Below are 23,865 nucleotides of genomic sequence, written 5' to 3'. Positions count from 1 at the left end.
GAAGGAGGAAACCGCAGTGGCTTTCGAGCCGAATCGGCCAGGACCTGTCCTGTAATTCATTGTGATGGTTGGTATCAGCTGTAGGTCGTGGTTGGTCATGGTGAGTTGACAGACCGGGCATGGGCTCGGATCGAGCCCATGCCGCCGGTGTCCGGTCATAGCCGGCGGTGGCGTGCTCACCGGCAAGTGATCAACGTGATTTTGTGGAAACTCCGCACCGGCGCTCCGTGTGTGACCTGCCCGAACGGTACGGGCCGTGGAAGACCGCGCACGAGCGGCTTCGGATGTGGACTGCCGATGGAACCTGTCAGAAGATCCTCGATGAGATGATCGTCAAAGACGAGCAGCTACCGAGGCAGTGAAATCTGTAGCGCGCTGAACGACGGGGCGCAAGTCCTCATCTGCGTTTCGAAAGTTTCACTCCGGGCACCACGCCCTATCTCAGGGATACGTGTGCTTTTGTGTGCGCCGAGCTCCTCGTGCTCGAGGTTGTGGATTTCGCTGGGAAGATGAGCTGCCCGGCACTACGGAGTGAAATGGCTCAGCCCGGTCTGGTAAGCGATTACGACCAGCTGCGCGCGGTCGCGCGCGCCCAATTTCACCATCGCGCGGCTGACATGTGTGCGTGCGGTGGCCGGGCTCAGGAACAGCGCGGCACCGATCTCCTCGTTACTCATCCCTTGACCCACCAGTGCCAGCACTTCACGCTCGCGGTCGGTCAACACCGCGAGCCGGTCCTCAGCAGACTTGGCGGCCCTGCGCTGCGTGGTGAACTGGCTGATGAGGCGGCGGGTGATCCGGGGGGCCAGCAGGGCGTCGCCCGCGGCGATCACGCGGATGGCGTGCAAGAGTTCGGCAGGTCCTGCGTCCTCGAGCAGGAATCCGCTCGCGCCTGCCTGCAAGGCCTCGAAAACATTCTCATCGGTGTCGTAGGTGGTGAGGATGAGAACCTTGACCTGCTGCAACCCGCGGGACTCTGCGATCTGAGCGGTAGCGCGTATTCCATCCAGCCGTGGCATGCGGATATCCATGAGGACGATATCGGGGCGCGTGGCGCGCGCGAGTTCGACAGCTTCCGCGCCAGTGGTGGCCTCACCGACCACCGTGATGTCGTCTTCCAGGTCGAGCAAAACTTTGAAGCCGGAACGGACCAGACGTTCGTCGTCGGCGAGCAGCACCCTGATCGGCGGCGTGATGTTCACAAGCGCGACCCGATCGGAGCGAGTGGCAGGCGAGCCGCGACCTCGAACCCGCCATCGGGACGCGGCTCTGCGTCGAGTTCACCGCCGAGCAACTGGCAACGTTCACGCATTCCGATGATGCCGCGGCCTGTGGTGGGCGAGCTGCCCGTCGGAGCCGGGGCGCGGGTGGAGTCGCGGCGACCTTCATCGGTCACCCGTACGTGCAAGACATCAATGCCGGGTTCGAGCGTCACCGTCACCCGGGTCGGGCCGACATGGCGGATCACGTTGGTGATCGATTCCTGCACGATACGGTACGCGGCGCTGCCTACCGTGCTCGGTAGCGAGGGTACCGGCGCGGACTGCTCGATAGCGATGTCGAGGCCGGCGTCACGGGCCTTGCCGGTGAGCTCGCGAATCTGATCGAGTCCAGGGTGGGGTTCACGTTCGTCGCCCTCGCGCAGGACACCGAGGATGGCGCGCATCTCGCTCAGTGCCTGCGAACTGGTCTGCTCGATAGCGCGCAGCGCTTCGCGGGCCTGTTCCGGTCGCTTGTCGAGCACATGTGCGGTGACACCGGCCTGCACATTGATGATGGCGATCGCATGGGCGACGGTGTCATGGACTTCGCGGGCGATCCGCAGTCGTTCGGCGTCGACCCGCGCCTTGGCTTCCTCCTCACGGGACCGTTCCGCCAGTTCTGCCCGCTCCTGCGCATCGGCGGCGATGACCCGGCGAGATCGGACGGACTCGCCCAGCGCCGTGCTGATCACCGACGCGCCGATCCGGAAGAACACCCAGCCGATGGCCACGCGCGGCTCGATGTCTGCCGCGGCGATCAGCCAGCCGAGAGCAAGGACGGTAGTTCCACACCGGCGATCGCCAGCGATCGGCGACCGTCGCCATAGGCGGCCAGAGTGTACAGAGCGACAAAGAGCCCGAGGTAGGAAAGCCGATCGGGGAAGTCGAAACCGAAATAGACCAGACTCGCCGACGCGGTGACCGTGAACACCGGAACAGGCCACCGGCGGCGGGCGACAGTGACCGTGCCACTCACGATCAACAGAACATATCCGAAGCCTGACACCGGTTTCGAGACCGGCTCGAGCGGCATCGGGATCGCGGCACTCTGAACCTGGATCACGGTGACGAACAGCGCCAGCAGGACGTCCGAGAACCAGGCAGGCCGTCGCGAAAACCGGGCAGACAGCCGGCGTGACACCGCCCTCAGAACCATGCCGTGACAGTACGGCATCCGCGGGGGCTTGCGCTCCCGCAGGGCGCGCGGTCGACTACGGCGATCGACGTAGCCGACCGCGATATCGCTGCGCACTTCGGCGTAGACACCATCACCTGTTGTCGGAAGCGGACCAGGCCTGATCGACGCCACGATTCATGGCATGAAAAGAGTCTTCGCCGGTCTGGCAACTCTGTTGCTGCTCGCCGTCGTCACACAGTTCTATCTGGCCGCCAGTGGCGCGTTCGACACCGCGCCCAACGAGGAATCCTTCCATCTGCATCGCGCGCTCGGAAACGCGATTCTCCTCTTCTCGGTCGTGCTCACGATCACGGCCGCCATTGCCTGGATGCCAGGACGGCTCGTCGGGTCGACGGGCCTCGTCGCCGGGTTGGTGGTTCTTCAGTCGGTGATCCGAGAAGTCGCCGGATTGGCCGATGACGGCTCGAGCGCCGGACATTTCGTATTCGGTTTACACGCGGTAAACGGGCTGGTCATAATCGGCGTCCTCGGGATGGTCGTGCGGCAATCGCGGCGGATGCTGCGACAACCGGACCGACCCGCCCGCACGGCATCATGACAACGGTCGGTTGGATCATCCTGGACCATGCCATTGCGTTGTTGAGCGTCATAGCGTGGTTCGCGACAGGCATCACCATGTTGCTGCGGCGTGCCAGGAGCGCTCTTGCCCTTCTAACCATCGCGTTGCTGTTGACGTTGACAAGGATTGCGTCGGTGACAGTGCTGGCCGGGCGGGGCTGGTGGTTCGTCCAGGAGAAAGTACTGCTCGGGCTGCCGATGCTCGCGGTGGCCGTACCGGCCGCCGCGGTGATCGCCGGACCACGACTGCTCACGCAGGCCATCGGTGCCCGACAACCGCAGAACATCGATGTGGTAGGCGCGATTGCACTGCTCACTGCCGCGTACGCCGCATTGGCGGGTTTTATGGTGACCTTTCTCGTCGGCTACCCCCTGACCCTTGGCACTGCGCTGATCACGATCGCGCTGGTGTTCACGGGTGCGCTGCTGACCGGGCGAGTGCTCGCGACACCGAAGGCGAACACAACCCGGAAACAGGACACCGGCCCGGACCTGCGGGAGGTTTCGCGCCGTCGCTTCCTCGGCATTGCCGGTGGTGTCCTTGTGGTCGGTGCAGCCGGTTCCGGCATCGGCCTGTCGGCGCGGCCCGCCGCGTCGGTGACCGGCGGAGGTGGTCCCGACTCGGCGTCGCACGCGACCGTATCGGTGACCGATCTACGGGGCGCCGACACCCCGGCGCCCGGCAGCATCCGGCGCGAACGCATATTGATCGCGCGGAAAGCCACCGTGCGCTTGGAATCTGGACGAGATATCGAGGCATGGACCTTCGACGGCACGGTGCCCGGTCCTCCGATCGCGGTAACTCAGGGGGATCTCGTCGAGGTCAAACTGGTCAACCACGATATCGGCGACGGAGTGACCCTGCACTGGGACGGCTACGACGTGCCGTGTGGGGAGGACGGCGCGGCGGGCGTGACCCAGGACATCGTGAGGCCCGGCGGCGAGTTCGTATACCGGTTCCGTGCAGATCAGGTGGGAACCTACTGGTATCACACCCATCACGCATCGCACATCGGCGTACGCCGGGGACTCTACGGCGCCCTTGTCGTGAAACCGCGCGAGCAATCCCACGCAGAACAGCTGGATCTGACTCTGCTCGTACACACCTTCGACGGCACCGCCACGATCGCGGGTGGCGCCGAACACGTCGCATCCGCGGGCACCACGGTACGGCTTCGATTGGTCAACACCGATTCAGATCCGCACCGGTTCGCTCTGGTGGGCACCTCGTTCCAGGTGGTGGCCGTCGACGGTCGCGACCTCGAGCAGCCCGACGAGGTCGATCGGACCGGGCTGCGTCTGCCCGCGGCCGGGCGCTATGACCTCGTGTTCGTCATGCCGAACACATCCGTGATGTTGACTCTCGATGACCACCACGACCCCGCCGTGCGGTTGCGTCCCGAGGTCGGCGCTCCCGACGGTGAGCCGCCCACACAGGACACCGCACAATGGCCCGAGCTCGACCTGCTGACGTATGGAACCCCGGTCCCCGTCACGCTGCGCACCACCGCCCCGGACCGGCACTTCACCCTGGTGCTCGACCGAGGATTGGCCATGGTGGACGGAGCACCGGCCTACGCGCACACCGTCAACGGGCGCGGGCACCCCTCGATCCCTGATCAGCTTGTCGTGGAAGGCGACATCGTGCGGTTCACCGTGGTCAACCAGAGTCTGGAGACCCACCCCTGGCATCTACACGGCCATCCGGTGCTGATCCTTTCCCGGGATGGAATGCCATCGTCGGGCAGCCCGTTGTGGGTCGACACCTTCGACGTTCGTCCAGGCCAGGTGTGGGAAGTCGCGTTCCGGGCCACAAACCCGGGCATTTGGATGAACCATTGCCACAACCTGCCACACGCCCACCAGGGGATGATGCTGCAACTGCGTTACAACGGTGTCGGCACACCTTTCGGCGGTATGCACACTGTCGGTTCGGATCACCACCACTGACGACGGCGCGGCCGCGCCGATGTCTCGACGAACGTGCTGCCATTGACCGCCCTTTCGGCACCCAATCCCCGAGCACACCCCAAGCGCACCGGCCCCTTGTCCATGTATCTGTTGTTATGCGCGGTCGCTGCCGGCTCGTCGCGAGCGGCGTTGGTGCCGCTGCATCGGAACAAATCGAAAGCATGGTCTTCGAGGCCAGGTTCGGCACGGCCGAGGGCCGAGAACGAGGCCGGGGCCAGGAAGCAGGCAATCGTTTGCCACAGAGCAGGCGATCGGAATGGGTATCGGCATCCTCCTGGTCGTGGCCTCGGCGGCAGCGCCGGTTGCCGTTCCTCTTCCGATTCCCGGATCCTGAGGGACCGTACATAGTCGGCACTGTCACTTACCGCTGACGCGATGCCGATCGGCGGGAAATCTTCGACCCCAGATCCACGGCGCACCGCGAGCCGATGGCACAGATCTGGTACCCGGCCGAAGTCGGTACCGTAGCCTCGGTGGCGCCCTACGTTTCGGACGCGACCACACTGTCGGCGGCAGCAGGCCGGCCCTTCGCACCCCAGAATTCGTCTTCAACTGTTGGAACAGGGTCCCCACTCACGCCACGATGCCGCCAGGTGCGGGCACGGTTCCAGGAGCGCGAGAGTGCCCCGATTTCCGGATGGGCCGGATGTGATGGTCACGCCACCGGTTTGGTAGCGGCGTGAGCCCGTTCGTACTTACGGGGCAGAGCGGCTCGGTCTTCGTGTGGCGCCGCCTCGGCTTGTAGAACGCCGATGTGCCCCCAGCGGGCACATCGAAGTGGGGAACGGGGTCAGGCGAGACCTGCGGCGCGCCCTGCACGACGGGACAGATCGGCGAAGGCGTCCCGCAGTTGAGGCGGGCGAATGACCTCTATCTCGGTGTCGAAGCGTGCCAGTGTCGCCGCGAGTGCAGCCCAGGACCAGGAACCGATCAGAAGACCGGTTCGGGCAGGGCCGAGTTCCTCGGCGACACCGTCGCCGACGAATGGGACCACCTGTGTGAGGGGGAGGTGGAGGATCACCTCGCCGCGGCACGGCCAGGTATTCGCGCTGTCGGAGCCTTTGAATCGGGCGGAGAGGAAATCGGCGATATCGCCACCTGGCACCTGCCGGGGTGTGAAGCGCGGCCCGTTGGGCACTCGAAGCGTCATTCGGTCGGCGCGGTAGACCCGCCAGTCCCCACGTTCCGGGCACCAGCCGATGAGGTACCAGCGTCCACTCCGGACCACGAGGTGGTGGGGCTGTACCCGGCGAGGTGGCCGCGGACCGGTCTCGTCCGGCTGTGTCGGCGACCGGTAGTCGAACCGTACTTCCTCTCGGGATCGGATGGCAGCGCTCAGTGCGAGCAGGACGTGGGTGTCGACTCGCGGATCGGCCCCGCGCCCGGCCGATCCGACCGCGGTGATCTCGAAGGCGTCGACGCGCTGCCGCGCGCGGGAAGGCAGAACCTGGCGTACGGTCGCCAGGGCTCGTGCGGCGGCCTCTTCGATACCCGCGCCCGTTCCGACCGCGTTCCGCAACGCCACGGCGAGCGCGACCGCCTGCTCGTCGTCGAACAGCAGCGGTGGCAGTTCGCTGCCTGCTCCGAGTCGGTAACCACCCTCGGGTCCCTTGACCGCCCGGACGGGGTAACCGAGCTCGCGCAGGCGATCGACGTCGCGACGCACCGTGCGTTCACTGACACCCAGCCGCTGGGCGAGCAGACCGCCCGGCCAGTCACAGCGAGCCTGCAGCAAGGACAGCAGCGAGAGGAGGCGGCGGGAGGTCGCCGTCGACGAGGCGGTCGGCATAGTGGCCAGCCTGCCATGAGTAGCGGACGTTCCCTGGCCGGTACTGGTGCCAGGGTGGCTTTCGTCGCCGGAAATCTCCGGCGAGAAACCACTCGTGAAGGACGGATCACCATGCCGGTAAACGCTGTTGCCCACCTGAACTTCCACGGCCAGGCTCGTGCAGCCCTGGAGTTCTACCAGTCGGTGTTCGGTGGGCAGACCACTGTCGCCACCTACGGGGATTTCGGGATGCCCGCCGAGTTGCCCGACGCCTCCAAGGTGGTGTTCGGCCAGGTCGTCGCCTACAACGGCTTCCGGGTCATGGCCTACGACGTCCCCGGCGAGGACACTCCGGTCACACAGGACGTGCCCACCACCCGCCGCGAGAACGGCACCACCATTACCGAGGAGCCGTTCTTCCTGTCTGTCCGCGGCGAGACCGTCGAGGAGGTCGGCGCCCTGTGGGAACACCTTGCGGACGGCGCCACGGTCATCGAAGAATTCGGTCCGGCTCAGTGGGCGCCCGCCTTCGGGATGCTGACCGATCGCTTCGGTATCACCTGGATCCTCGACGTCGCCACCGACTACGCCCAGGCCTGAGACCTGCCTGCACCACTTCTCCGGGGTGCGATCGGACCCGGTCGCACCCCGGGCTCGTCATACCGGCGGACCGCCGGTCGCGAAGACCACGCAGGAGACACCCCATACACACTCGCTCGCTCGGCCGCACCGGCATCCGGGTCGGTCCCTACGCCCTGGGCGCCATGGAGTTCGGGCGATTCGGCCGCCGCGACGCAGCCCTGCTGGTGCTCACCACCGCCGGACTGCCGTTCGCCCACGTCGACGACCGGGGCGTGCCCATCCAGGGAGTGTGGAGAAGGGCCTCGGTGGTCATCCATTCCCCACTACTCGATTGTAGGCCTACATGAACGGCTATCTGTCTCCGGGGACGGTAGAGACGCACCACGCCGCAACGACTCGTCGCGCCCCGACCGGGAATCCACAGCCTGACCATCGGTGCGCCACGTACACCGTGCTCACCCCCGGCAACCGACATAACGCGTACCAGGCAACAGGGTTCGGGCTGCGCGTGGGCCGCGCCGCCTCCGGGTTCAGGATGCGATTCCGACAATCGTCGCGAAACCATCGCCTGCTCCGGCGGGAGTTCCCGCCCGTACATTGGGCTCTGAAAGGCACGAACCGGTGCTCAACCGTTCGCCGCCATCGTGGTGACGGCCGCAAACGCCGAAACGGGGCACCGCCGAGCGTTATACTTCGATTGTCCATCCAGGTGTCGGCTGCGGAGCCACCGGCGCGGATGTGCCTGTTCTCGTGAGGAAGCCGCGCGCCGTATCGATACCGGTCGCTTCGGTCTTATAGCCTGCGTCTTTGCGGCGACAACGTATCGGTCCCGATACGCCCTCGAGATAGTCGGCCTCCTCGGCTACCGCTCGGAGCGAATCCCGCACGGTGCCGGGGGAGAACTTCGGGAGAACCACCATGACAGGACGGCCGAGACAAGGGGAACGCCGCTACCGGGAGGATTCCTTGGGAGCGCCTCGAGGTAGCGCACTCACCGGCTACCGTGAAGCCACATTCACCGCCGCACCCGCAGCGCGCACGGTGGTGATCACCGCGATCCTGCTGACCGACGTGGTCCTGGTCTACGAAGCCGACATCACCCCCCACACCGTCGTCGGCCATTCGTGGTTCGTCGCTCTCGCACTGTCCGGACTGTTCGTGGCCCGCGGACTGCACCTACGCCGCCCGATCACGTTACCGCATGTCACGGCCTCGGTGCTGATACTGGCCATCGCGAACACCACCTACCATGCACACCATCCTGGTGCGGGCTTCGTCCTGCTCGCCGCGACCGGCTTCGTCCTGGTCCTGCCGCAGAACACCGGGCCACAGCCCGACCGAATCGACAGGGTGGCCGAACTCGTCGGCCGCACCGAAGACGACCCTCTGGCACCGTTCACCATGCACTCGTCCAAGGCGTACTTCTTCAACACGCAATCCACCGCGGCGATCGGCTACCGGACCCGTTTCGGCATCGCTGTCGTCGGCGGTGATCCAATCGGCGACCGCGGTGCGTTCCCCGAACTGATCCTGGCGTTCTCCGAGTTCGCCGCAGGCCGCGGCTGGCGAATCGCGGTGCTGGGCGCGAGCCCCGACCTGGCCGAACTGTGGCAACTGCGCGCCGTTGAGCACCACGGACTGTATCCGGTGCCGATCGGCCACGACGTGGTACTCGACGTCGACGGTTTCGACCTCATCGGTCGAAGGTTCCGCAACCTTCGCCAAGCGGTGAGCCGCACCGAGAACGCCGGTGTCGGCACCGAGGTGGTGTACGAATCGGCGCTGACCGGGACACAGCGGAGCGAGCTGCTGGCCATCGTCGATCAATGGGGCAAAGGCAGACAGAGCCGCGGCTTCTCGATGATCCTCGACCACCTGCTCGACGGCCGGCACCCGAACATGCTGGTCGTCATCGCCAACGACCGGGACGGCAGCCCGATGGGCTTCCAACGCTACGGTATATCCGGCCGGGGGCAGGAACTGAGTCTCGATGTCCCGTGGCGGCGCAAGGACGCGCACAACGGCCTCAACGAACGCATGATCGTAGATCTGGTCGGTTATGCGAAGACACACGATATCCGCCGGATCTCCCTGGCGTTCGCGCCGTTTCCGGAGATGTTCGACGCGAGAGAGAAGTCACGCACCGCCAGACTGGTCTGCGCACTGGTACACCTGGGCGATCCGCTGATACGACTGGAATCGCTCTATCGTTTCCTGCTCAAGTTCCATGCGCTATCCGACCGGCGCTATGTCCTGATCCGCCGGCGCGAAATGGTCATAGCCGCTGCAGCGCTGCTCACCTTGGAATTCATCCCGCACCGCCGAGAATACTGACGCGAGCACGGGCCTCCGCCCGCGCCATGTATCGGCCCTCATCCACCTTCCTCATCGGTGTCGGCCGATTTCCGGTCGGCAGGGCTCCCCGTCCCGGGCCGCCCCTGTCCCGATATCTACCCCACGTTCCTCCTATGCCTCGTCGAGACGTGGAAAAAGCACCTCTTGGGCGATCAAGTGCAGGGCGGCGGCAACGGGGATCGCCACCAGAGCCCCCACCAGCCCGAGCAGTGCCCCTCCGACCAGGACAGCGATAAGGGTGCTCAGAGCAGGCACCTTCACCGACCTTCCGATGATCTTGGGTACGAGCAGATAATCCTCACCGAGGCGGAAGGCGACGAAGAACACGACCGTGGCCACGCAGATCGGAACCGACACCGTCAGCGCCACAGCCGCCACCGCGATTCCCGCGATGGTCGACCCGACCACCGGCACCAGATCGAGCACGGCAACGAACAGAGCCAACAACAGCGCGTACGGCACCGAGAACGCGGCCAACCACAGGAACGTCGCCGCTCCCGCGATCACCGAGATGAGCACGTTGCCCGCGACGTAGGCGCCGACCTTGGCAAAGATCTCGTCGCCGAGCAGAATCGCACGAGGTCTGCGGGAATGGGGTACGAACCGGTACAGTGCGGTCCGCAAACGAGGCAGGCCGGCCAGGAAGTACACGGTCAGGACCGTGACGATGACAGTGTCCGTCACGGCCGTGAATACCGCCTCCCCGGCCGTGGCGATCTCCCCGACCACCGACGAACCGGCGCCGTTCCACATCTGCGTCAGTCGGTTCTGTAGATCGAACCGGTCATTGAGACGACCGGTCCAGGACGAGGGATCGGTGAGCTGGTCGAGATAGTGCGGCGCCGTGGCGATCAATTGTGAAGCTTGTTGGGTCAACGGCGGAACCGCGGCCGCCACCAATGCCGTCACCACCACACCACCGAGGACGAATACGGTGGTGACCGCGGCCCAGCGCGGAACATGCCGTACCGTCGCCCACCGCACCAGCGGTTCGAGGCCGAGGGCAAGGAAGAATGCCACTCCGATCAGAATCAGAACAGACCCTACCGCCCGCAGCGCCAGGACCGCTGCCACCGTGGTAAAAACCCCGGCAGCTGCCGACATTCCGACGAAGAAGGGAGAGCTGCGGTCGAATCGAGGACCGAGTTCGCCGCGCGGGTGCGAACCGGTGCTCAGCGCCGCCGCGGTGCGTTCCGCGTCGCCGATCGGATCGGCTCCGGTACCGAATTCGGGTGCGGACCCCGACCGCCGGTACGGGTGTGGCTCGCCATCGGGAGTGCTCATCACCGCACCTCATGAGTCATTGCCGGCGGGCCGGTTGATCGGTGTGCAACACCGTGGTCTTCATGTGCGCACGAATCGAACTCGACGGTCACCGTATGAGTTGACCGAGGTGGTCGCACAGCGCCGGCAACACGACTGTCACCGTGATGCGGGGGGATGGGTATCGGCGAGGTGACGGACAGTGTTGACCAGCGCCACGTGACCGGATGGCCGAGGAATGTTGCCGAGCTGCCGGCGGGGATGAGGCCCGAGCCGTCCCGGTCCACCGGCGCGGCGGTGCGCAGCTCACCGATCATGGCGTGGTCCTCGATGCGCTGCGCCACCCGTGGACCTTCCCCGATCTTCCGTCTCGTACTGCGCCCGGTCCATGTACCCGGGCCTCCGATCGTGGCCGCGGTGCTGTCCGGGTTCGGTGCCGGGCGGAGGACCCGGGCCGAGGAACGGGCGCAGTTGGTAGGGCACGCTGGCGACCACGACCCCGGGTTCGAAATGCAGCCGGGTCTTCAGTCGGAGCGCGCTTTGGTTGTGCAGCAATTGCTCCCACCAGTGGCCGACAACATGTTCGGGAATCACGATGGTCACGGCGTCGCGGGGATACCGGCGGTGCAGCCGACGAATATAGCCCAGGATCGGTCGGGTGATCTCCCGGTAGGGAGACTCGACGATCGTCAGCGGGATGTCGAAGTGGTGGCCCTCCCATTCGTCCCGAAGTCGATGGGCTTCGGGTTCGTCGATGGCGACGGACAGCGCGGTGAGCTGGTCGGGATGGGTGACCTTCGCGTAGCCGAGGGCGAACACGGTGGGCTGGTTGACCTGGGAGACCAGCACGATGGCATGGTTGCGGCTGGGCTGGATCAGTTCGGCGTCGTCCGGCACCGACATCGTCTCACCGACCCGGCGATAGTGGACGTTGATCGCTTTCATCACTGCGTACAGCACCACCATCGCGATGATCGCAAGGTAGGCACCGCCGGCGAATTTATAGCGAATGACGATGATCAGGACAACTCCGGTGATCGCAGCTCCGATAAAGTTGATCAGTTGCGACCGGCGCACCCGCCGGCGAGTTTCCGGCTCGGGGGTCTGCGTGAGGATCCGTTGCCACCGGCGGACCATACCGGCTTGGCTCAGAGTGAACGCGGTGAACACCCCGACGATGTAGAGCTGGATCAACTTGTCGATATTGGCGTCGAAACCGACGATCAAGACGACCGAGAAGCCCGCGAGCAGCAGCACACCGTTGGAGAAGACCAGCCGGTCACCGCGATGATACAGCTGCCTGGGCAGGTATCGGTTCCGGGCGAGGATCGAGGCCAGCACAGGAAATCCGTTGAACGCGGTGTTGGCTGCCAGGATCAGAATCGCCGCGGTCGACAGTTGGAAGAGCAGGAAGGCAACCGAGCTCGACCCCCAGATTCCGGCGCCGAGCTGGCTGATCACCGAGGGGAAGCCGTCGGGATAGGCCCGGGCCTGCATTTTCAATGCCAATACGGTGAGACCGGTGAACATGGCGATCGCCAGCACACCCATGATGGTCAAGGTGGTGGCTGCGTTGCGGGACTTGGGTGGGCGGAAAGAAGGAATGCCGTTGCTGATCGCTTCGACGCCGGTCAAGGCGGTGCAACCCGAGGCGAATGCCCGCAGCGCCAACAGCACGGTCAGATAGCCCCCGGTCGGTTCGCGCGCGATCAACTGCTCGCTCGCTCCCGATGCGAGTGGGATTCCACCGCCGAAAACATCCCGGCAGGCGGCGGTGGCGAGCAGGAGGAAGACCAAGGCGATGAACATGTAGGTGGGCCCCGCGAACGCCTTACCGCTTTCCTTCAACCCACGGAGGTTGCCCACGGCCAGGATGATCACACCGCCGGCAGCGAGCTCAACGGCGTACGGCTGCAGATCCGGAAAGCGTGAGGTGATGGCGAGAACCCCCGCCACCACGGACACCGTCACGGTCATCACATAATCCACCAGCAAGGCAGCAGCTGCGATCAGCGCAGGCCTTTCCCCGAGATTGTCCTTGCTGACCACGAACGCTCCGCCACCACCGGGATAGGCATGGCACGTCTGCCGGTATGAGAGCACGACCACGATCAGCAATACCGCGACAGCCGCAGCCACCGGGGCGGCCAGCTCGAGATAGGCGGCACCGCCGAGACCTACGATCAGCAAGATCTGCTCTGTTGCGTAGGCGACCGAGGAGATCGGGTCCGAGCAGAACACCGGCAAGGCGAGCCACTTGGGCAGCAGCTGCCCACGCTCGCGTTCGGTGCGCAACGCGGGCCCTACCAGCAGTCGCTTGACGACGCCGACCACGGCCACCTTTGGAGCATAGATCTGCACGGCATCAGCGAATAGGGTTCGGTTTCCTCGTCGACGCCGTCAGGGCGCTCATTCCAGCGACCGATCTCGGCCATCACGGGGCAACTACGCCCCCGCCGGTGATTCCCACGACGAGGTGGCGGCATGGATGAGGCGCCGACATCGTCGCCGAACTCGTCACCGGGGACCGCATCCCCCGAGGACGTGATCGGCATCCTGTGCGCCGACCGTGGGGGCTCCAACTCTGGTGACCAACCCATCCCCTTCACCGGTAGCACCGTGGCCGGGCGGCGCATCATGTCCCTGGCCGGCGAACGCGTCGTCGAGATCTCCCGCATACTCGGCGGCAAATCGGCGGCCATCGGCCTCGACACCGCCGCCATGGACTTCACCCTGCCCTTCGGCGACCACAACCGATCCGGCACCGGCGGGAAGGCGGGCCGCGCACTGCCGTGCGGCCGGCAGGGTCGGCCCGGGTCGGCGCATGTTCGTAATTCGGCACCACCGTCCTGGAGTGGTCATGTGCTCGCGACGACGGCGCCCAACGTCTTCAATGCCGGCACTGCGGCGAGGAGATTTCGCAGCTCCTCCGCGGACAGGCCGGCGAGGTGTTCGGTGATCGACGTGGTCATCCGTCGCTGGCGTTCGCTCATGAAATCCCGCCCCTTGTCGGTGAGTTCGATCAGCGTCGCCCGGCCGTCGGCGGGGTCCTGCTTGCGGCTGACCATGCCGTCCCTTTCCAGCATGCTCACCAGATTCGTCATCGATGGCTGCGTCACGCCCTGCAGTTCGGCGAGGGCGGTGATGCGCCGCGGACCCTCGCGTCGCAGCGTGGACATCGTCGCCGTCGCGGTCATGCTCATCTCCCGCGGTTGCTTGCGCAGCAGCAGCACGAGCAGCGAGTACAATACCTCGGCGAGTTCGTGCGCGTCGGCATCGTCGCTCACCGGTTCCCGTTCCGTGGGGAGTGCCGTTGCCACCGAAGTCGAGCTGTCACCGTCCACCCTGCCGAGTCTATTCGACCCTTCGAATTGCATAGAAGAATATATATAGATTAACTATGTAGCCAGGTCTTCTCCCCCTCGCCCGCCTTCCGGCAGCCCAAGGCCTTTTGGGCCGTGGCCTTCGCCTGCGTCCTCTCGTTCGTGCGCATCCGCCTGGTGGACCCGATCCTTCCGTCGCTGTCGTCGCAGCTCGACGCGACTCCGTCGCAGGTCGCACTGCTGTTCACCAGCTATCTGGTGGTGACCGCGGTGGCCACGCCGATCACCGGCCGGGTGTCGAGCCTGCTCGGCGCCAAACGCACCCTGATCGCCGGACTGATCCTGATCGTGGTACTCGCCGCGACCGCCGGCGACTCCATCGCGGGAATCGTCGGCTTCCGCGCGGGCTGGGGCCTGGACAACGCGCTGTTCACCGCAACCTCGCCGGCGGTGATCGTCGGCGCCGCGCGCGGCGGATTCGAAGGTGCGATCGCCCTCTACGAGACCGCGCTCGGCGTCGGCATCCCTCCGGTCCCCTGCTCGGCGGGTTGCTCGGCAACGTCAGCCGGCGCGGCTCGTTCTTCGGTGTGGCCGTTCTGATGCTCATCGCTCTGGTCGCCACCGTAGCGTTCGTGGAGAAAACGAGCGTTCGTGGAGAAAATGCCCGCGCCGGAACGGTATCGCCCGGCTGCATTGGTCAGCCCAGGCCGAAGGGTTGGCCCCACAGGGTCACCACGGACATCACGGCGTCGGTCTCGACCTTGACCCGCACGAACGAACGCGCCTGCGCATAACCTGCGCACCCGGACAGGCCGATGGTCTCGTCGGACCAGGTCACGCTACCACCGGCACCACGGAACGAGTTGTTGGTCAAGTGATTCTCGTCGCCGTAGTCGTCCGGCTTCTCGATATCGAGAACATAAAAAGACCTGGCCTGGCCAGGACCCAACGACAACTCACCACCGCCCCCGGCACCGACCGTCCCCTCACCGCTTTCCCACTTGACCGCACCATCGACGCCGCCCTCCACCCCACCACCGTCGATATTGACCTGACAACCCACCACATACCCCGGATAGATCTTGCCGCCCTCGACACCGTCACCGGCCACCTCGATCTGGGCGCTACCGGACACCCAGGCGTTGCGGTGCACCGGCGTCGCCCCCATGGACGGACTGATCAACGCGGACTCCCCCACCATCCGCACGGTCACCACCGTGCCGTCGGACAAAGTCTTGACAATCTCACCACCGGGCAACGGAACAAAGACGTCGGCATCGGCGGCACCAGTGGCCAACAAACCCACCGTGACGGTGGCGGCAGCACCGACACCGGCCACGCGCGCGAAATACTTATGGTTGAACATGTTTATATGCCCCTTCGGGGTTGGAATCGCTACAACGAAAACGTGTGAGAAGTGAATTCGACCGATACCGGCTCTCAGCCGATACTGAACGGCTGGCCGTACAAAGTCGTCTTGGAGTAATGGTCACCGATGATCTCCACCACCGTGTAGGCCCGCGCCTGCGCATACCCCGCACAGCCCTGGATCTCGATCTCGGCGTCCTGATACTCGACCGAGTAGGTACCCGCCTTCGGGATGTCTTTGAACTCGATCTGGACGAACTCGACCTCGCCCGGACCCAGGTCCAGGCCCACCGAACCGCCGAGGCCGCCGGCCGAGAGGTCGACACCGGCCGACAGGCCCAGACCGATCGCATCATCGCCGATACTCACCTGGCAGCCGACGATGTAGCCGGTGTTCAGCTGCGACATTCCGTGCGTCGACGAATTGTTCGTTCCATCGGCGCCGGTCGGACCGTTGTTCGGCCCCTTCTCGCCCTCCGGAGTCGCGGTCACCTCCGCAATCGCGGTACCCGACACCCACACCACACGACCCGCCCCATTGGCCGCCATCGACGGCGAAACCACAGCATGCTCACCGACACGCTTGATCACGACACCCGGACTCGCCTTCTCGCCGTCGGGCAACGAAACAAAAGTGTCCGCGGCGGCGGCACCAGCGGACAACAAGCCCATGGCCACCGCCACGACCGCAAAAGGCGCCGCAACGCTCACCAGACGAATGGTAAATACTCTCGTCATTGTCGATTCCTTGTTGTTTTCCGATACTGCTGGACCCCATACCGAGGGGATATACGGTGGATGACACCGGCGATCTGATCTTTTTCCGGGCGCAGTAACGCCACCACCGCAAGCTTCCCGAGCCCCGCCGCAGGGGTTCGACCGTGCTCGACCGATTCGAATTCCGAAGGTCTCACCGCGGATATCGACCGAGCGATGCGCGGGTGCCGTGTCGCACAAGGCGCTCCACGTGGTAGTCGATTTACATCCGAGCCGACGCGGAGAGCTGCCCGGCCCGTGCCCGCTGGGCTTCGTGTTCGAGAACGCCACGCCGCCGAAAAACGTACTTTCTTACGGTCGATCCGCTGATACCGGCCCACGTATCGAAGTCGACCATTCGGTCGATCGAGGTGTAGCCGATCGAACCACCGGGGACGCAGGAAGTCGGTGCGATGGCATAGACACCGTCTCCGGTTCGCGAGATAGGCATGAAAACTCCTACCGGTAGTGATTCGGCGGGGATTCTGAAAACAGAGCAGCAGAAGGACCATTCAGCGGGAACGCCGTGGCGTTGCGGCCTCGGTCGTTTCGTACAGTTGGGCCTTGGTGGCGCAGCCGGCTACCGAAGACCTCGATTGTTTCGACGCACACCGTCGCCGCGGATGGCTATCGTGGCGTCGAGTTCCACGAGCGCGCCCTGTGGTAGCACGTGGGCGGGCAGCGCCGTACGCGCGTGCCCACCCGCGTCGCCCAGAACCGCACGCAACAGAAGAGATGCTCCGTCTGCCACCGTGGGCTGGTCCACGAAGTCCGGGGAGCTCGCGATCCAGATATTGACCTTCAGCACCTGCTCTACGTTTTCCAGGCCTACTGCCTCGTTGATCCGCGCCAGGAGGTTGAGCGCACAGGTCTCGGCGGCAATGATGCCTTCCGCGACGGCGGTGGTATCCCCGAGACGGCCCCGCAGGATCTCACCCGATGCCGTCCGGGAGATCTGGCCGGAAACCCAGAGCGTATCGTCCCATCGCGCACTTGCCTCATAGGCGTACCGGGGTGCTCCGAGTACGGGTAGTTCGATGGCCAGTTCCCCGAGGCGTTCTTGTACATTGGTCATGGTCATTCCGTTTCGATAGCCGAGTGCGCGACCCGGGTGTGAGCCATACGACTGCGGTCACCCGGAACAAGCGGCACCAGAAGAGGTTTCGCCGGCATTTTCATCGCTTGCTGACGATGTAGGTTCGGCCGCGTCCGATGTACCACAGGTCTTCGGTGCCGATTGCCGCATTGTTGTAGCGCCATGGGATTTCGGCGGCGCCGTACGAGCCGACGTCGAGGACGTGCTTGTAGCCGGGCCGGAGCTCGTTCGCGAACGACTCCTGCTTGCCCATGAGGTGACCGACATTGCGTTTGCGGTATTCGGTGTTGAAGTCGATGTCCGTTCCCAGCATGCCGATCTCGACCATCCGGTCGAGATGGGGCGCCAGGTAGCGCAGCGTTGCCTCGTGTACCTCCTCACACACCACACCCGGCGCGAGTTGACCGATGATGCCTTCCCGCACCACGTCGAAGAAGAGGGCGTAGGCCTCTTTCGCTGCGGGAGTGCGGGGCAGCGACCGTGCCATATCGGAGGTGGCGACGGTGACCCCGTCGACGACGATACGGACCCCGGCATCGAGTTGGATACACGTCGTCTCTCCGTTGATCGGATAGTCGACGGGCGGCCCCGGGAAGAGCATCCGGTTGGACGAGTGCAGATTGGTGAAGTAGGGCTCGACTCCGAACGGGATCTCGTTCACCGTGCGGAACTCGACGATCTTATCGAGGTACACCGCGTTGATATCGAGTTCGGAGAACGAGTGGCCGGTGTCGAGTTCCGCTTCCGCCCAGGCCAGCGCCTCCTCGATAGCGAACACGCTCGCCCGTGCGGCAACGACCTGGAACGCGAGATCCTCGTGGTCGCGGATATCCCGCCAATGTCCGAGATCGCGTGATACCGGCACCAGTTCCGCGCGCTCGCGCTCCAGCTCGCGGGCCAGGCCGACGCTGATCCACTCGTCCTCGACTCCGGTCCGCGGGCCACGGGCGAGTTCGCGCACGGCAGCGCCCACGGACGGAAATCGACCGAGCGGCACACCGGGGACCGATGCTGCGTCCTCGGGAGTCAGAACAAGTAGTTTCTCGGAACCGGCGAGCCACAGGGCGAACGCTCCGTCCGGCCGAGCGAACCCGGTGACTTCGGTGAAGTTGGGCGGCGCTGCGAGCAGCAGTGCATCGAGGGAGCGTTCGGCTACCAAGGACCGCAGAGCCGAGAACCTGCTGTCCTCGGTTGCGGTGAACTCCGCTTCCAGACCCGCGAGATGCTCGATGTCCTTGATCAGCCGGCGCGCGGTGTCGACCCCCGTTTTTCGCCATGCCTCGAATCGCGCGAGGATCTCTTCGAGTTCGAGCTCGTAGACGGTGACCGGCGTGGCGGCCCGGTCCGAGACGACCAGTTCCACCGAGCCGGACAGCGCAAGGTAATGGCTGTAGACGACATCGGCCGCGAGGCACACGGTCGATCCGTCCGCGAGCTCCTGAACCAGGCCGGTGAGGGACGCCGAGGCGGGAGTATCGGCAATGACTCGAGGGTCGATCGTCACCCATGGCGCATAGAATTTGATCTGTTCCTCAGGGACCCCCGCCGAGAGGACATTGCCTTGCTCCTGCTGGCGCACGAGCAGATATTGTTCTTTGTCGGTGCGGGCGATCAGCGGTGCCACGAGCGGGTAGGAGTCGAGGCGGATCGCGGAGAAGAGAAAGCTCTTGCGCGCATCCAGCCCGTAGGCTTGCGCTACCTGTTCGGTATTTGCGGTGATACTCAGCATTTCTTCCCTCTGATATCGAGATTCGGTGTGGGAATCGGTTCAGGGTTCGGGGTGGGCCGGTCAGCTGATACCGGTGGTGACCCCGATATGGGATTCGATCTCGGTCACGTAGTCGGAGAAGACCGTGGAGAACCGGTGTTCCTTTCCCCGGGGTCGGGGCAGGTCGATCGCGATATCGGCGACGATCCGACCCGGGCGGCCTCCGACGACGACCACACGGTCGCCGAGCCATACCGCCTCGGAGATGCTGTGGGTCACGAATAGGACGCTGCATCCGGCGGCCTGCCAGATGCGCTGGATCTCGAAGTTCATCGAGTCGCGGGTCATGGCGTCGAGTGCGCCGAACGGCTCGTCCATCAGCAGCAGCTCGGGGCGGGACACCAGCGCTCGGCAGATGGCGACCCGTTGTTGCATCCCACCACTGAGCTCGTAGGAGTACCGTTTGGCTCGGTCGCCCAGCCCGACCATCTCGAGTAGTTCCTGAGCGTAGCGACGCGACTCGTCGGTGCGGGCGCCGCGGAACTCCAGCGGCAGCAGCACATTGTCGATGTTGTTGCGCCAGGGCAGGAGTACGGGACTCTGGAACACCATCGCGATATCCTCGAGGCCATCGCTGATGGGCCGTCCCTTGATCAGGATTTCGCCTTCGGTGGGCTGCTGCAGTCCGGAGATCGTCTTGAGCAGCGTCGTCTTCCCGCTGCCCGACTGACCGACGATCGAGACGAACTGTCCCGGGTGTACATGGAAGTCCAGCCCCTCGAGAACGGTATTGTCGTGCCCGTCACGGGAACGGTAGGTCATTCCGATGTTGTTGACCGAGATGGCATATTCTTTGTTCATTATGGCCCTCTGTCCTACTGTTACGGGGCATGGATGATTTCGTCGCGGTGCAAGGGCGCGAGAAAATCGTTGGTGTATATGTCTCGAGGGGTGAGATCGCTGTTCGCCGGCAGACCGAGGAATCGCCGGGCGATATCGAGCGTCCTCTGGACGCCCGCGTCGTCCATGACGCCGAATCGGTTCGCGGATTCGCCGATGCCCCAGTTCAGGGAGCACTGTTCGCGGATCGCCAGGGTGATGGTCGCGGTCTCGTAACCGGTGACCTGCTTCTGGAAGTCCTGCGCGGCCTCGTCCGGGTGGGCGCACGCCCACAAAAAACCCTTTTGCATTGCCCGATTGAATCTGCGCACCTGGTCGGGATCGCTGTCGAGTTTGTCGTCGGAGACGACGATCCCGTTTCCGTAGAGTTCTATGCCGATATCGGACCACTCGAGTACCACGGCTTCCCGACCCAGCGCGTCGATGGCCGGTTCGTCGGATACCGACAGGGCGAGGTTGGCGTCCCACTGCCCGGCCAACAGACCGGGGATCTTCGAACCGCTCGAGGCGTGGACGACGTCGACGTCGCCTTCCACCAGGCCCAGTTTGCTCAGTGCGAAGGGCCACATTGCGGTCATCGCGCCCGCGCCCTCGGTGGCCAGCGTTTTGCCCCGCAGGTCATCCCATCCGTTTATCCCGGTTCCCGCGAGAGCCACGACGGCGTAGGCGGACTTTGCCTGCAGGAGATTGACCTGTTTGACTCCCGCTCCTCTGCCCTGGCTGATGATCGTGGTGGCGAAGTCGGCGAAACCGGCGTCGACCTTACCGGTCTCGACGGAGGTGACCGTGTTGGTCGAACCCGACCCCGGCATGATGGTGAGGTCGATCCCCTCTGCCGCGAAGAATCCGCGCTCGACCGCCGCGAAGAACGGCGCATGCTTCGGCAGGTATCCCACGTCGACCATGAGAGTCATCGAGTTTTCCCCCTGGCCGCCCGCGCAGGCGGGCAGCGCCGCGAGCAGAATCGCCCCGATGATCGTGGCGATCTTTCGCCTCGAGTTCCACATTCGAGTCTCCGATCCCGAGATCACTTCGTGTGGTTTTTCCACGGGACGAGTTTTCGCCCCGCGAAGTCGACGATGAAGAACAACGCCAACGCTATGGCTGCGAGCACGATGAACGCCGCGAACATCGACGGCAGGTCGACCTGACTGTTGGCGAGAAGAATGACATAGCCCAGCCCTTTCGAGCCCGCGATGAATTCACCGACAACCGCTCCACCCACGGCAAGTGAAATGGAAATCTTTGCACCGGAGAAGATCGATGGAAGCGCATAGATCAATTCGATCTTCGTCATCTTCTTCCACTGCGATTCCTTGTTGATCCGCGCGAGCTCCTGCAGTTCGTTCGGTACCGATCCCAGGCCGTCTTAGGTATTGATCACCAGAGGGAAGAATGCGATGGCCATCGCAACGAACGCCTTCGATTCGAAGCCGAATCCGAACCATACGATGAACAGCGGTGCAAGTGCGACCTTGGGAATGGTGTCGATCGCGACGAGTGCAGGGTAGAGGAAACTGCGTATCGTTGAAGAATAATGCAATGCCGCACCGCACAGGACGCCCAGCGTAGTCCCGAGCGCGAAGCCGGCAAGAGCTTCCTGCAGCGTGACGAATGTGTTGGTCGCGAAGTATTCGGGCCGCTCGATCAGCTCTGCGAGCGCAGAAACCGGTCCGACGAGCAGGAATTCCGGCGGATCGAAAATTACCACCAGTAGCTGCCATACGGCGAAGATCCCGACGATGCCCGCGATTGCCTTCACGCCGGGCACAATCGAATCCCGTCCAGGAATTCTCGGCCGGGACACCGCCGGTCTGCGGAGTTCCGGCCCGGCCGGGTACGAACGCGAGGTATCCGAACCGAACTCAGAAATGGCCATCGTGATAGCTCCCATCAGCAGATGCGCGCTGCGCCGATACCGCCGCGAGGCAAACATCGACGGCAACGGGATGCGGGTGTGACGCCCAGCGGGATACCTGGGCGGGCAGCGGCGATATGGCCGGGCCACGGTGATACGCCATGGACGGCGAAGACGATCGAACAGTCATTTGTATCCTTACAACATTGGAAGGGGGTGTGGACAGGAGTAGGCCGAAGTATGGAAAAGACCCCGGCCGACCGCCGGCGGTCAGACAGTGGACAGTGGGTCTCGACTGGGTGCGCCGTCGAGCCGGCGCCATACGCCGAGCGGGTTGTCGTCGCACAGCTCGGCCGGTAGCAGGGCCGCCGGCACGTCTTGATAGGCGACCGGACGCAGAAAGCGCTCGATCGCGAGCGTTCCGACCGAGGTGGTTCGCGAGTCGGTCGTGGCCGGGAACGGGCCGCCGTGCACCATCGCGTGTCCGACTTCGACTCCCGTGGGCCAACCGTCGAACAGAATGCGTCCCACCCGCTCCTCCAGAAGTGGCAGCAGTGCCGCGGCGAGCGGATGATCGGCATGGTCGGCATGCACGGTTGCGGTGAGCTGTCCTTCCAGCACCCGCACGGCTTCGGTCAGCTCGTCGGTGTCCGCGCAGCGGACCAGTAGTGACGTCGCGCCGAAAACCTCGGCCTGCAGCTCCGGATCGACGACGAACCGGGAGCCTTCCACGGTCAGCAACCGGGCGCAACCGGATGCCACGCCGTCGGGACGGCGGCCATGAGCAACCTCGGCGACACCGTCTCGCGCGGCGAGCGCCGCGCCCGCGACAACATAGTTGTGCGCGATACCGCCGGTGAGCATGACAGCTCCGGTATTCGTGGTGATGGCCTCGGCCACCGCTGCGGTGAACGCGTCGAGGCCCGGTCCTTCGACAGCGAACACCAGCCCGGGGTTGGTGCAGAACTGGCCGGCGCCGAGCGTCAGCGATTCGACGAACGCGGTGCCGAGAGCGGCGCCACGGGCGGTGAGAGCCGCGGGCAACAGTAGTACCGGGTTGACACTGCTCATCTCCGCGTATACAGGGATCGGTACGGGCCGCGCCGCGGCCGCTGCCGCGATCGCGAGCCCGCCACGGCGGGATGCGGTAAAGCCCACGGCACGAATCCGCGGATCGCCGACCAAACGGGCCCCGATCTCGTTTCCGCTACCGAGGAGCTGGGAGAACGTCCCTTCGGGCATTCCCGTGTCGGCTGCCGCGTCGGCGATCGCTCGGGCCACCAACTCCGCGGTCCCCAGATGGGCTTGATGCGCTTTGACGACAACCGGACAGCCCGCGGCCAGCGCCGACGCGGTATCGCCTCCCGCGGTGGAGAAAGCCAAGGGAAAGTTGCTCGCGCCGAAGACCGCGACCGGACCGACCGCGATCCGGCGCTGCCGGACATCGGGCCGTGCGCTGCTGCCGGAGCGGCCCGGATCGATCCGGGCTCCCTGCCACGTTCCTGCTCGCAGCTCAGCGGCGAACAGACGCAGCTGACCGCTGGTGCGACCGACTTCGCCGCTGAGCCGCGGGTGGGGTAATGCGGTTTCGGTATGAGCGCGTTCGACGAGTACGTCCCGACGCTCGTCGAGCAGGTCGGCGATGCGTTCGAGGAACCGGGCGCGCCGCTCGGCAGTCATCGCCCTGAGCTCCGGGAATGCCTGGGCGGCCACGTCGCAGGCCCGGTCGATCTGCTCGACCGAGGCTGCCCGGTAGACGGGATCGAGCGCCATGCCGGTGCGTGGATCGGTCGACCGCACTTCTTCGCCTTTGCCCAGCACAGGTTCGATTCCGATGACCATGGCGCCGGTCGGGCCGGTCTGCGGGCAATCGGACACGGGTGTCTCCTTCGACTTCAT

The 23,865-nt window shown here is 64.9% G+C and carries 22 protein-coding genes and 2 pseudogenes; 7 read left to right on the top strand and 17 right to left on the bottom strand.

The window, feature by feature from the left end; genetic code table 11:
• Positions 1–87: 87 nt before the first annotated feature.
• Positions 88–320, top strand: a pseudogene (locus ON20_RS40940) (transposase); the annotation flags it as partial.
• 204 nt (positions 321–524) lie between these two features.
• On the opposite strand, the gene ON20_RS07960 reads toward ON20_RS40940, so the two are convergent.
• From ON20_RS07960 to ON20_RS38630, 3 genes are read right to left on the bottom strand one after another with little or no spacing between them, the layout of a single operon-like run.
• Positions 525–1,202, bottom strand: a complete 678-nt coding sequence (locus tag ON20_RS07960; RefSeq protein WP_051161919.1) for a response regulator — start codon at positions 1,200–1,202, stop codon at positions 525–527.
• Entirely contained in the window at positions 1,199–1,993 is a 795-nt protein-coding gene (locus ON20_RS07955; protein ID WP_245547106.1) for a sensor histidine kinase, read from the bottom strand. Before ON20_RS07955 ends, ON20_RS07960 begins: the two co-directional genes overlap by 4 nt.
• 26 nt (positions 1,994–2,019) lie before the next feature.
• Positions 2,020–2,418, bottom strand: a complete 399-nt coding sequence (locus ON20_RS38630) for a DUF7134 domain-containing protein (RefSeq protein WP_245547105.1) — start codon at positions 2,416–2,418, stop codon at positions 2,020–2,022.
• A 163-nt stretch (positions 2,419–2,581) separates the two neighbouring features.
• Between ON20_RS38630 and ON20_RS07950 the strand changes: the two genes are divergently transcribed.
• Both ON20_RS07950 and ON20_RS07945 read left to right on the top strand, forming a co-directional pair.
• Positions 2,582–2,998, top strand: coding sequence for a DUF6220 domain-containing protein (locus tag ON20_RS07950; RefSeq protein WP_040834316.1), 417 nt, complete (start codon positions 2,582–2,584; stop codon positions 2,996–2,998).
• The gene (locus ON20_RS07945; protein ID WP_040834315.1) at positions 2,995–4,968 is read left to right on the top strand and encodes a multicopper oxidase family protein; all 1,974 of its coding nucleotides are present in this window, start codon (positions 2,995–2,997) and stop codon (positions 4,966–4,968) included. The genes ON20_RS07950 and ON20_RS07945 overlap by 4 nt, the downstream gene beginning before the upstream one ends.
• An 811-nt stretch (positions 4,969–5,779) precedes the next feature.
• Here the strand turns inward: ON20_RS07945 and ON20_RS07940 are convergent.
• Positions 5,780–6,778, bottom strand: coding sequence for a helix-turn-helix transcriptional regulator (locus ON20_RS07940; RefSeq protein WP_040834314.1), 999 nt, complete (start codon positions 6,776–6,778; stop codon positions 5,780–5,782).
• Positions 6,779–6,889: 111 nt separating this feature from the next.
• On the opposite strand from ON20_RS07940, the gene ON20_RS07935 reads away from it, so the two are divergent.
• The 3 genes from ON20_RS07935 to ON20_RS07925 all read left to right on the top strand — a co-directional run bounded on the left by ON20_RS07935 (position 6,890) and on the right by ON20_RS07925 (position 9,673).
• Entirely contained in the window at positions 6,890–7,357 is a 468-nt protein-coding gene (locus ON20_RS07935; RefSeq protein WP_040834327.1) for a VOC family protein, read from the top strand.
• Positions 7,358–7,521: 164 nt separating this feature from the next.
• Positions 7,522–7,686: a hypothetical protein gene (locus ON20_RS37305; RefSeq protein ID WP_169332324.1), complete on the top strand. Its 165-nt coding sequence runs from the start codon at positions 7,522–7,524 to the stop codon at positions 7,684–7,686.
• A gap of 571 nt (positions 7,687–8,257) precedes the next feature.
• On the top strand, positions 8,258–9,673 hold the full coding sequence (locus tag ON20_RS07925) for a bifunctional lysylphosphatidylglycerol flippase/synthetase MprF (RefSeq protein ID WP_083864738.1): 1,416 nt from the start codon (positions 8,258–8,260) through the stop codon (positions 9,671–9,673).
• A gap of 132 nt (positions 9,674–9,805) precedes the next feature.
• Here ON20_RS07925 and ON20_RS07920 read toward each other — a convergent pair whose 3' ends face one another.
• The 3 genes from ON20_RS07920 to ON20_RS07905 form a co-directional block, all read right to left on the bottom strand.
• On the bottom strand, positions 9,806–10,978 hold the full coding sequence (locus ON20_RS07920) for an AI-2E family transporter (protein ID WP_040834326.1): 1,173 nt from the start codon (positions 10,976–10,978) through the stop codon (positions 9,806–9,808).
• A gap of 285 nt (positions 10,979–11,263) precedes the next feature.
• A complete protein-coding gene (locus ON20_RS07915; RefSeq protein ID WP_083864742.1) occupies positions 11,264–13,297 on the bottom strand; it encodes an APC family permease in 2,034 nt (677 codons plus the stop codon).
• A 518-nt stretch (positions 13,298–13,815) separates the two neighbouring features.
• The gene (locus tag ON20_RS07905; protein ID WP_245547104.1) at positions 13,816–14,301 is read right to left on the bottom strand and encodes a MarR family winged helix-turn-helix transcriptional regulator; all 486 of its coding nucleotides are present in this window, start codon (positions 14,299–14,301) and stop codon (positions 13,816–13,818) included.
• Between the two features lie 114 nt (positions 14,302–14,415).
• Between ON20_RS07905 and ON20_RS07900 the strand changes: the two are divergent.
• Positions 14,416–14,915: pseudogene (locus tag ON20_RS07900) on the top strand (MFS transporter); the annotation flags it as partial.
• Positions 14,916–14,977: 62 nt separating this feature from the next.
• On the opposite strand, the gene ON20_RS07895 reads toward ON20_RS07900, so the two are convergent.
• The 10 genes from ON20_RS07895 to ON20_RS07855 all read right to left on the bottom strand — a co-directional run bounded on the left by ON20_RS07895 (position 14,978) and on the right by ON20_RS07855 (position 23,865).
• The gene (locus tag ON20_RS07895) at positions 14,978–15,646 is read right to left on the bottom strand and encodes an MspA family porin (protein WP_040834310.1); all 669 of its coding nucleotides are present in this window, start codon (positions 15,644–15,646) and stop codon (positions 14,978–14,980) included.
• Between the two features lie 74 nt (positions 15,647–15,720).
• The gene (locus ON20_RS07890) at positions 15,721–16,386 is read right to left on the bottom strand and encodes an MspA family porin (RefSeq protein WP_051161917.1); all 666 of its coding nucleotides are present in this window, start codon (positions 16,384–16,386) and stop codon (positions 15,721–15,723) included.
• Between the two features lie 241 nt (positions 16,387–16,627).
• On the bottom strand, positions 16,628–16,855 hold the full coding sequence (locus ON20_RS07885) for a hypothetical protein (RefSeq protein ID WP_040834309.1): 228 nt from the start codon (positions 16,853–16,855) through the stop codon (positions 16,628–16,630).
• A gap of 129 nt (positions 16,856–16,984) precedes the next feature.
• Positions 16,985–17,479 (bottom strand): RidA family protein, encoded by a 495-nt coding sequence (locus ON20_RS07880; protein ID WP_083864741.1) that lies wholly within the window; start codon positions 17,477–17,479, stop codon positions 16,985–16,987.
• 100 nt (positions 17,480–17,579) lie between these two features.
• On the bottom strand, positions 17,580–19,229 hold the full coding sequence (locus tag ON20_RS07875) for an aminopeptidase P family N-terminal domain-containing protein (RefSeq protein ID WP_040834308.1): 1,650 nt from the start codon (positions 19,227–19,229) through the stop codon (positions 17,580–17,582).
• Positions 19,230–19,289: 60 nt separating this feature from the next.
• Positions 19,290–20,069 (bottom strand): ABC transporter ATP-binding protein, encoded by a 780-nt coding sequence (locus ON20_RS07870; protein ID WP_040834307.1) that lies wholly within the window; start codon positions 20,067–20,069, stop codon positions 19,290–19,292.
• 20 nt (positions 20,070–20,089) lie between these two features.
• A complete protein-coding gene (locus tag ON20_RS07865; protein WP_040834306.1) occupies positions 20,090–21,115 on the bottom strand; it encodes an ABC transporter substrate-binding protein in 1,026 nt (341 codons plus the stop codon).
• 20 nt (positions 21,116–21,135) lie between these two features.
• Complete coding sequence (locus tag ON20_RS38625) at positions 21,136–21,471, bottom strand: ABC transporter permease (RefSeq protein WP_281032854.1); 336 nt, start codon at positions 21,469–21,471, stop codon at positions 21,136–21,138.
• Between the two features lie 6 nt (positions 21,472–21,477).
• Positions 21,478–21,987: an ABC transporter permease gene (locus tag ON20_RS38620; protein WP_245547103.1), complete on the bottom strand. Its 510-nt coding sequence runs from the start codon at positions 21,985–21,987 to the stop codon at positions 21,478–21,480.
• Positions 21,988–22,236: 249 nt separating this feature from the next.
• The gene (locus ON20_RS07855; RefSeq protein WP_051161913.1) at positions 22,237–23,865 is read right to left on the bottom strand and encodes an aldehyde dehydrogenase (NADP(+)); all 1,629 of its coding nucleotides are present in this window, start codon (positions 23,863–23,865) and stop codon (positions 22,237–22,239) included.

It is taken from the genome of Nocardia brevicatena NBRC 12119 (genome assembly GCF_000308495.1).
GTDB lineage: Bacteria > Actinomycetota > Actinomycetes > Mycobacteriales > Mycobacteriaceae > Nocardia > Nocardia brevicatena.
Note: the sequence above shows the minus strand (reverse complement) of the source record. Positions and strands in the feature narration are given on the sequence as shown.